At 68.2% G+C, this 8,946-nt stretch carries 7 protein-coding genes; 3 read left to right on the top strand and 4 right to left on the bottom strand.

Annotation, left to right across the window (positions count from 1 at the left end; genetic code table 11):
• Positions 1–42: 42 nt before the first annotated feature.
• Positions 43–813 carry an enoyl-CoA hydratase-related protein gene (locus tag AUP43_RS03000; RefSeq protein WP_067552482.1) on the bottom strand — a complete coding sequence of 257 codons (771 nt, stop codon included), beginning with the start codon at positions 811–813 and terminating at the stop codon, positions 43–45.
• Between the two features lie 121 nt (positions 814–934).
• Between AUP43_RS03000 and pcaF the strand changes: the two genes are divergently transcribed.
• Positions 935–2,143: a 3-oxoadipyl-CoA thiolase gene (pcaF, locus tag AUP43_RS02995; protein ID WP_067552478.1), complete on the top strand. Its 1,209-nt coding sequence runs from the start codon at positions 935–937 to the stop codon at positions 2,141–2,143.
• 11 nt (positions 2,144–2,154) lie between these two features.
• Positions 2,155–3,663 carry a 3-hydroxyacyl-CoA dehydrogenase gene (locus tag AUP43_RS02990; protein ID WP_067552475.1) on the top strand — a complete coding sequence of 503 codons (1,509 nt, stop codon included), beginning with the start codon at positions 2,155–2,157 and terminating at the stop codon, positions 3,661–3,663.
• Between the two features lie 22 nt (positions 3,664–3,685).
• Here AUP43_RS02990 and AUP43_RS02985 read toward each other — a convergent pair whose 3' ends face one another.
• The 3 genes from AUP43_RS02985 to AUP43_RS02975 all read right to left on the bottom strand — a co-directional run bounded on the left by AUP43_RS02985 (position 3,686) and on the right by AUP43_RS02975 (position 7,923).
• Positions 3,686–5,224 (bottom strand): class I adenylate-forming enzyme family protein, encoded by a 1,539-nt coding sequence (locus AUP43_RS02985; protein ID WP_067552473.1) that lies wholly within the window; start codon positions 5,222–5,224, stop codon positions 3,686–3,688.
• A gap of 16 nt (positions 5,225–5,240) precedes the next feature.
• Positions 5,241–6,395, bottom strand: coding sequence for an acyl-CoA dehydrogenase family protein (locus tag AUP43_RS02980; protein WP_067552470.1), 1,155 nt, complete (start codon positions 6,393–6,395; stop codon positions 5,241–5,243).
• A gap of 82 nt (positions 6,396–6,477) precedes the next feature.
• A complete protein-coding gene (locus tag AUP43_RS02975; protein WP_067552466.1) occupies positions 6,478–7,923 on the bottom strand; it encodes a hypothetical protein in 1,446 nt (481 codons plus the stop codon).
• Between the two features lie 164 nt (positions 7,924–8,087).
• Here AUP43_RS02975 and AUP43_RS02970 point away from each other — a divergent pair, with 164 nt between their 5' ends.
• On the top strand, positions 8,088–8,906 hold the full coding sequence (locus tag AUP43_RS02970) for an IclR family transcriptional regulator (RefSeq protein WP_232314862.1): 819 nt from the start codon (positions 8,088–8,090) through the stop codon (positions 8,904–8,906).
• Positions 8,907–8,946: the final 40 nt, after the last annotated feature.

Below are 8,946 nucleotides of genomic sequence, written 5' to 3'. Positions count from 1 at the left end.
CCGCGAAGCGGCGTCTCGAAGGGTCCGGCGGCAAGCTCCCGCCTACCGCCCCGTAAACGCCGGTTTGCGCTTCTCGAAGAAGGCCTGCATGCCTTCCTTCTTGTCGTCGGAGGCGAACAGCATCTGCATCGCCTTGCGTTCCAGCATCAGGCCGGCCTCCAGCGAGCAATCCTCGCCGGCGACGATGACCTCCTTGATCTGCTGCACGGCCAGCGGCGGCAGGGCGGCCAGGTCGCGGGCCATCTTCAGCGCCGTCTCCATCACCTGGTCGTCGGCCACCAGCGTGCTGACGATGCCCATCTGGTAGGCCTCGGCGGCGTCGACCGGCCGGCCGGTCAGGCACAGCTTCATGGTGTGGAACTTGCCGATGGCGCGGGTCAGGCGCTGGGTGCCGCCGGCCCCCGGCATGATGCCGACGCGCACTTCCGGCTGGCCGAATTTCGCCCCTTCGCCGGCCACGATGATGTCGGCGTGCATCGCCAGCTCCAGCCCGCCACCCAGCGCGAAGCCGTTGATCGCGGCGATCACCGGCTGCGGGGTGGATGAAACGGCGCGCCACAGCCGCTCGGTATGGCGCAGCAGCAGATCGATCGGCGTGGCGTCGACGAATTCGCGCAGGTCGGCCCCGGCGGCGAAGGATTCGGCGTTGCCGGTCAGGATGATGGCGCGCACGCCGGCATCCTCCGACAGGGCGGCGAAGGCCTCGGCCAGCTTCTTGCGGGTGGCGACGTTCAGCGCGTTGCGCACCTCCGGCCGGTTGATGCGGACGATGGCGACGCCGTCTTCCGGGCGTTCGACGAGGACTTCGGACATGCGGTTCTTCCCTGATTATTTTGCTGGGCGGAATTGGGTTTTGCAGAATTGATTCGAATCATAGGCTGTGCCAGCTTCGCCTGTAAATGCTAGGAAGCATCAAACAATCCGAGGAAAAGCCATGACCGACGCCTATATCTGCGACGCCATCCGCACGCCCATCGGCCGTTTCGCCGGCAGCCTGTCCGCCGTGCGCACCGACGATCTGGCCACCGTGCCGTTGAAGGCGCTGATGCAGCGCAACCCCGGCGTCGACTGGGCGGCGGTGGACGACATCATCTATGGCTGCGTGAACCAGGCCGGCGAGGATAACCGCAATGTCGCGCGCATGGCCGGCCTGCTGGCGGGCCTGCCGACGGTCGTGCCGGGGGCGACGGTGAACCGGCTCTGCGGCTCCGGCATGGAGGCGACGGTGCAGGCCGCGCGTGCCATTCGCGCCGGCGAGGCGGCGCTGATGATCGCCGGCGGCGTGGAGAGCATGTCGCGCGCGCCCTTCGTGATGCCGAAGGCCGACAGCGCCTTCTCCCGCAAGGCGGAGATTTACGACACCACCATCGGCTGGCGCTTCGTGAACCCGATCATGGAAAAGCAGTACGGCATCGACCAGATGCCGGAGACGGCGGAGAACGTGGCCGAGCAGTTCCAGGTCAGCCGCGAGGATCAGGACGCCTTCGCGCTGCGCAGCCAGCATAAGGCCGCCGCCGCCCAGGCCAACGGGCGGCTGGCGAAGGAGATCGTCGCCGTCAGCATTCCGCGCCGCAAGGGCGACCCTATCATGGTCGAGCTGGACGAGCATCCGCGCGGCGACACCACCATCGAGCAGCTGGCGAAGCTGTCCACCCCGTTCCGCAAGGAAGGCGGCACGGTGACCGCCGGTAACGCATCGGGCGTGAATGACGGTGCGGCGGCCATCCTCGTCGCCTCGGAGGCCGCCGCCAAGGCGCACGGCCTCACCCCGCGCGCCCGCATCGTGGCCGCCGCCGTGGCCGGCGTGGAGCCGCGCATCATGGGCATCGGCCCGGCCCCGGCATCGGAGAAGGTGCTGAAACTGGCCGGCCTGACCATCGACCGGATGGACGTGATCGAGCTGAACGAGGCCTTCGCCGCGCAGGCGCTGGCGACCACCCGCATGCTCGGCCTCGCCGACGACGATGCCCGCGTGAACCCGAATGGCGGGGCCATCGCGCTGGGCCATCCACTGGGGGCCAGCGGCGCGCGCCTGCTGCTGACGGCGGCGCAGCAACTGCACGAAACCGGCGGCCGCTACGCGCTGTGCACCATGTGCATCGGCGTCGGCCAGGGCATCGCCACCATCATCGAACGGGTGTGAGGGCGTCTGTGATGGCTGTATCGGATAAGGATTTCACCGTCGGCGTCATCGGCGCGGGCGCGATGGGCCAGGGCATCGTCCAGGTCGGGCTGGAGGGCGGCTGCAAGATCGTGCTGCACGACGCCAAGCCGGGCGGGGCCGAGGCCGCGCGCGACCTGGTGTTCGGCCGGCTCGACCGGCTGGTCGAAAAAGGCCGGCTGGAAGCGGATGCCGTCGCGGCCATGAAGGAGCGGCTGGAGATCGCCGCCGACCTTGCCGGCATGGCACCGTGCCAGGTGGTGATCGAGGCGGTGTTCGAGGATCTGGAGCTGAAGCGCAGGATTTTCGGCGAGCTGGAGAAGCATGTGGCGGCCGACGCCATCCTGGCCTCCAACACCTCCTCCCTGCCGATCGCCGCCATCGCACGCGGCTGCGAAGCGCGCGGCCGGGTCGCCGGCATGCATTTCTTCAACCCCGTGCCGCTGATGAAGCTGGTCGAGATCATCAAGGGGCCGGAGACGGAGGATGCGGTCGCCGCAACGCTGGCCGAGCTGGGCAGGCGCATGGGCCGCACCCCGGTGACGGTGAAGGACGCGCCGGGCTTCCTGGTGAATACCGGCGGCCGCGCCTACACCACCGAGGGGCTGCGGCTGCTGCATGAGGGCGTCGGCACCCCGGCGCAGATCGATGCCATCATGAAGGATTGCTGCGGCTTCCGCATGGGGCCGTTCGAGCTGCTCGACCTGACCGGCATCGACGTGAACTACCCGGTCAGCATGATCGTCTATGAGGGCTATCTGCACGATCCGCGCCTGAAGACCGTGCCGCACCACAAGGCGCTGTACGAGGCCGGGCGGCTGGGCCGCAAGACCAAGGCCGGCTTCTACCGCTATGACGACAAGGGCGGCATTCTCGACGCCCCCAGCCCGGACCATGCCACCGACGCCGCGGCGCCCTCCACCGTCATCCTGGCGGAGGACGATCCCCGCCTGACCGAATTCTGCGCCGGTCTGGGCATCTCCATCAGCGAGGTGGATGACGGCGTCAGCCCGATCCTGTGCGCCCCCATCGGCGAGGACGCCACCACGCTAGCCGCCCGCACCGGGCGGGATTATCGCCGGCTGGTGGCGCTCGACCTGACGCCGGACATCTCCCGGCGCATCACCATCATGACCGCGCCGGGGGCCGATCCGGCGATGCGCGACGCGGTTGCGGCCCTGGTCGGCCGCGAGGGCCGCAAGGTGACCGCGATCCAGGATTCGCCGGGATTCGTCGCCCAGCGCATTCGCGCCATGGTCGGCAATCTGTCGTGCGAGATGGCGCAGATCGGCCTGGCCAGCCCGGCGGAGATCGACCTCGCCATGACGCTGGGGCTGAACTACCCGCAAGGCCCGCTGGCGATGGTCGATGCGATGGGCGTGGCCACCACCTGCCGGATTCTCGACCGGTTGCAGGCCATCACCGGCGAGGATCGTTACCGTCCCAGCCTGTGGCTTCGCCGGCGCGCCCTGCTGGGCCTTTCGGCGACAATGGCGGCGTAGGAGAAGCGGGGGAGAGCGGGGGTTACAGCCCCCGCGCTTCCTGCTGCAATTGGTGGCGCAGGATCTTGCCGGTCGGCGTGGCCGGCAGGGACTCGCGGATCAGATACTGCGCCGGGTGCTTGTAGGGCGCCAGGCGCTCGGCGACGAAGGCTTCCAGCGCTTCCGGGGTGATGGCGCGGCCGGGGATCGGTTGCACGAAGGCGACCACCTCCTCATTGCCGTCCCGGCTGCGGCCGACCACCACGGCCATCGATATGTCCGGGTGGCTGGTGATCACGCCCTCGACCTCCGCCGGATAGACGTTGAAGCCGGAGCGGATGATCAGCTCCTTCAGCCGGCCGACGATATACAGGCTGCCATCGTCCGCCTGCCGCGCGAAATCGCCGGTCTTCAGCCATAAATCGGGCGTCAGTACCTCGGCGGTGCGGGCCGGGTCGCGGTAATAGCCCTTCATCACCAGCCCGCCCTTCACCCACATCTCGCCGACGCCGCCGGGCGGCAGGTCAGCCCCGTCCTTATCCACGATGCGCACCTGCACGTCGGGCAGCAGCGTGCCGACCGTATCGTCCGCGCGCGGATCGTCGATCTGCGTCATGCAGACGGTGGGGGAGCTTTCGGTAAGGCCATAGCCATTGTTCAGCGCTACACCCAGCAGCCGCTCGATGCGCTGTTTCAGCGTGAGGTCCAGCGGCGAGCCGCCGGCCGACATGTAGCGCAGCTTCGGCGCGGCCAGCGGCTGCCCGGTGCTGGCGGCCAGCCCGGCCAGATGGCTGAACATCGCCGGCACGCCGTGGAAGGCGGTGATGCCTTCCTCGGCCAGCGCGCGCGCCGCCTCGGCCGGGGCGAAGCGGGAGACCAGATAAAGGTGCGAGCCGCGATACATATTGCCAAGGAACACCGAGGCCAGGCCGAACACATGGCTGATCGGCAGCACCGCATAGACCTTGTCGGCCGGCGACATCCGCCGCGCCTGGCTCGACCGGCCGGCGATGAACAGGAGGTTGCCGTGCGTCAGCATCACGCCCTTCGGCGCGCCGGTGGTGCCGGAGGTGTAGATCAGCGCCGCCACCCGGTCGCGCGGCGGGCCCAGGCTGGGTTCGGGATGCACGATGCCGTCGGCCGCCGCATAGGTGGCGCCGATCTCCTCCAGGCTGGGCGCGGCCTGCGCGCCGTGCCGATCGCCATGCACGGCCGCGTCCCTGGAGATCCGGGCGGTGTAGAGCGTCAGTCGCGGCGTGGCGTGCTTGCGGATTTCGTCGATCTCGCGGGCCGACAGCCGGGCGTTCAGCGGGATCGCCCAGGCCCCCAGCTTCATCGCCGCCAGCATGCCGGCGATGGCGGCGATGCTGTTTTCCATCACCAGCAGCACGCGGTCGCCCGCATGCACCTCATGCGCCTTCAGGAAGGCGGCGGTGCGCTCCACCGCCTGGCCCAGCTCGCCATAGCTCCAGGTCCGGCCTTCCTGGGTGACGGCCGGCAGGTCGGGCGCGCTCTCCGCCCAATAGCGGATGGCGTGCCAGACATTGTCGTAGATATCCAGGGCGGGCGTCGGATAGTCCATCGGATGCCGCTCCCGCTTACCGGCGATGCTCCTTCAGCATCTCGCGCGCGATGATGAGCTGCTGAATCTGCGAGGTGCCCTCATAGATGCGGAACAGCCGGACATCGCGGTAGAAGCGCTCGACATTATATTCCGCCAGATAGCCGGCACCGCCATGAATCTGCACCGCGCGGTCGGCGACGCGGCCGACCATCTCCGAGGCGTAGTATTTGGCGCAGGCCGCTTCCATGATGGTGTTGTCGCCCCGGTCGCGCTTCTCGGCGGCGTCCAGCACCATCATCTTGGCGGCGTAGCATTCGGTCTGCGAATCGGCCAGCATCGCCTGGATAAGCTGGTAGTCGGCGATCGGCTTGCCGAACTGCTTGCGCTCCACGGCGTAGCGCGTGCTCTCCTCGATCAGCCGCTGGGCGACGCCGACGCAGGCAGCGGCGATGTTGATGCGGCCGCGATCCAGCACCTTCATCGCGGTCTTGAAGCCCATGCCTTCCTTGCCGCCGATGATGGAATCGGCCGGCACCCGCACATCCTCGAAGATGACGTCGCAGATATGCGCGCCCTTCTGGCCCATCTTCTTGTCGGTCTTGCCGAATTTCAGGCCGGGCAGGCCGTTCTCCACCAGGAAGGCGGAGATGCCGCCAGCGCCCTTATTGTCCGGGTCGGTGCGCGCCATCACGGTGAACACGCCGGCATGCGGCGCGTTGGTGATGTAGCGCTTGGTGCCGTTGATCACATATTCGTTGCCGTCCATACGCGCCGAGGTGCGCAGCGAGGCGGCGTCGGAGCCGACATCCGGCTCGGTCAGGCAGAAGCTGCCGATGATCTCGCCGCTGGCCAGCTTCGGCAGATACTTGGCCTTCTGCTCCGGCGTGCCGTCATTGACGATGCCCTGCGAGCCGATGCCGTTATTGGTGCCGATGATCGAGCGGAAGGCGGGGGAGGTGTAGCCCAGCTCGAAGGCGATCTTCACCTCCTCGGTCACGTTCAAGCCGATGCCGCCATGCTCCTGCGGGATCGACAGGCCGAACAGCCCCAGCTCCTTCATCTCGGCCACGATGTCGTCGGGAATTTTGTCGGTCTCGTCGACCTGACGCTCCAGCGGCACCAGCCGCTCGCGGATGAAGCGGCGGACGGTCTGGACGAGCTGGTCGAAGGTTTCCTGGTCGAGGGCCACGGCATCACTCCCTTATGGCTTTCTTGGCGTTTTGCCGACTATAGAAAAGCGAAAGGCAGTTCTGCAATGCGAAACTGGTCGATCAGATCAGCCGCACCGCCGCGATGAAGATCAGCACTGTGGCATAGGCCGCCAGGGTATAGAGGCCGTTCCACCGCCAGGAGAGTTGTGTGCCCGGCCGGTCCAGCACCCGGCCCAGGATCAGGCTGGGGATGGAGAAGGGCGAGCTGGGCAGCGCCAGCATCCAGCCGCTGGCCAGCGCCAGGGCCAGCGTGGTCGGATCGATCGGCAAATCCGGCACGCGGATCAGCGCGGCACCCAGCACCACGACGGAGATGATCGGGTTGAAGGCGATCTGTGCGGCAATCGGCACGATGGCGATGATCACCGCGACCAGCAGGATCGGATAGGCCTCCAGCGGCTGGATGGCGCTGGCGATCCATTCCGGCGGTAGCAGCGCGGCGATCATCACGCCGATGAAGCTGGAGGAGGAGAGGGTGAAGGTTTCCGGCGTGGCGGCGGGGAAGGAGACGGTGACGATCCGCTTCAGCCGCTGCCCGCCGACGGCGAGCGCGGTGGCCGCGCCCAGGCCGAAATTCTGCAGGGCGATCCACAGCAGCACGAAGCAGGGGATGGCGGTGATCAGCGCCGCGACGATGGGAATGTCGAGGCCGAATTTCACCAGTGCGACCGAGACCACCAGCCCCAGGCAGACCAGCGCCATGCCGCTGATCGCGCGCAGTGGCGCGGGCGGCGGGGCGGGGCGCACGATATTCGCCCGGGCGCGCTGGAATTTGTGCCAGCGGATGCGGTCCTCGGTCCAGCCGACCAGCAGCATCAGCCCGGTCAGCACCAACCCCAGCGTCAGCAGCGTGGCCGGCTCCAGCCCCGGCAGCAGGCCGATCATCAGCGCCTGGGTGATGGTGGCCGGCGACCATAGCAGGATGGTCGGGAAGCCGCGCATGACGGCGGAAATCTGGCGCTGCTCGCGGATTTCCGACAGCGCCGGGTCGCCGCTCTCCACCCCGCGCCGGATCATCGGGCCCAGCAGGTTCAGCACGCCGAAATTCAGCAGCAGCCCCAGCAGATGGCCGCCGATATGCAGCGCTACATAGCGCCGCCCCGGCGGCTGCTGGGTAAGGTAGATGCCGCAATCGCGCACCGAGGGCGAGGTGGCCGCCGCGTCGCGCAGCATGCCCAGCGTCAGCAGGAAGGTCGCCATGTAGGTGGCGGTGTCCAGCCCGCTCAGCAGCGTCGCCAGCGGGTCGGCCTGCGACAGGATCGCCAGCGCGGTCAGGATCAGCGCCACCGTCAGCAGGATGCGCTCGCGCCGGCCGAGCTGTTTGAGGCTGGCGGCGACGAAGATCAGGTAGGCCGCCGCCGCGACATATTGCGCCGGCAGAATGCCCAAAGCGCGCTCCGCCAGCGTCGCCAGCACCACGGTCAGCAGCGCCAGCCCGATGATCGGGCTGGGCAGGATCGCCGGTCCGGTGCTTATGGAAGACGCTGTTGCTGTCGGTGCTGCCATTTGTGCCGGCCTTATGGGGAGGCTTGTCAGGCGGCGGACGATATTCCGCGTGGCAAAACCAAGTTCCGCTTATATCCTAAACATCCTACGGTAAATGCTGCACCGCAACAACGCGCGGCGGCGGCAGGCGGGGTTGCACTGGATACATGGTCGCTGGGAACAGAATGCTGAAAATGCCGCGCGGTGGCAGAAAAGCGCCGCTCTATGAGGATGATCCGCTCGACGAGGACCCGAAGGACCGGCAGTTCGTCACCGCGCTGGCGCGCGGGCTGGAGGTGCTGCGCTGTTTCCGCCCCGGCGATGCCGGGCTGGGGAACCAGGATATCGCCGAACGCACCGGCCTGCCGAAGCCGACCATCTCGCGCCTGACCCACACGCTGACGCGGCTGGGCTATCTGAAATACGCCGACCGGCAGGGCATCTACCAGCTTGGGCCGGGCGTGCTGGCGCTGGGCTATTCCATGCTGGCCGGCCTGGATATCCGCGACCGCGCCCGCCCGCTGATGCAGGAACTGGCGGACCAGGCCAACGCCTCGGTGGCGCTGGGCAGCCGCGACCGGCTGTCGATGGTCTATCTGGAATGCTGCCGCGGGCAGGGGGCGGTGACGCTGCGCCTGGATGTCGGCTCGCGCGTGCCCATCGCCACCACCGCCATGGGCCGCGCCCTGCTGGCCTCGCTGCCCGAGGCCGAGCGCGCCTATCTGCTGGGCCTGATGCGCGACCGCTTCCCCGACGAGTTTCCCAAGCTGGAGCAGGGGGTGGAGCGCGCCATCCGCGATATCGAGACGCGCGGCTTCTGCCTGTCGCTGGGCGACTGGCAGGGCGATGTCCACGCCGCCGCCGTGCCGCTGCTGGCCGCCGACCGCTCTGCCGTCTTCGGCCTCAATTGCGGCGGCCCCTCCTTCCTGCTCTCGCCGCGCAAGCTGGAAGAGGAAATCGGCCCCCGCCTGGTCGAGATCGCCAAGCAATTGACGCTGCGGTAGGGCGGGCGGAGCGGTGGGAGGGTCTCCCCTCACCCAGCTT

The organism is Oceanibaculum pacificum (assembly GCF_001618175.1).
GTDB classification, from domain to species: domain Bacteria; phylum Pseudomonadota; class Alphaproteobacteria; order Oceanibaculales; family Oceanibaculaceae; genus Oceanibaculum; species Oceanibaculum pacificum.
Note: the sequence above shows the minus strand (reverse complement) of the source record. Positions and strands in the feature narration are given on the sequence as shown.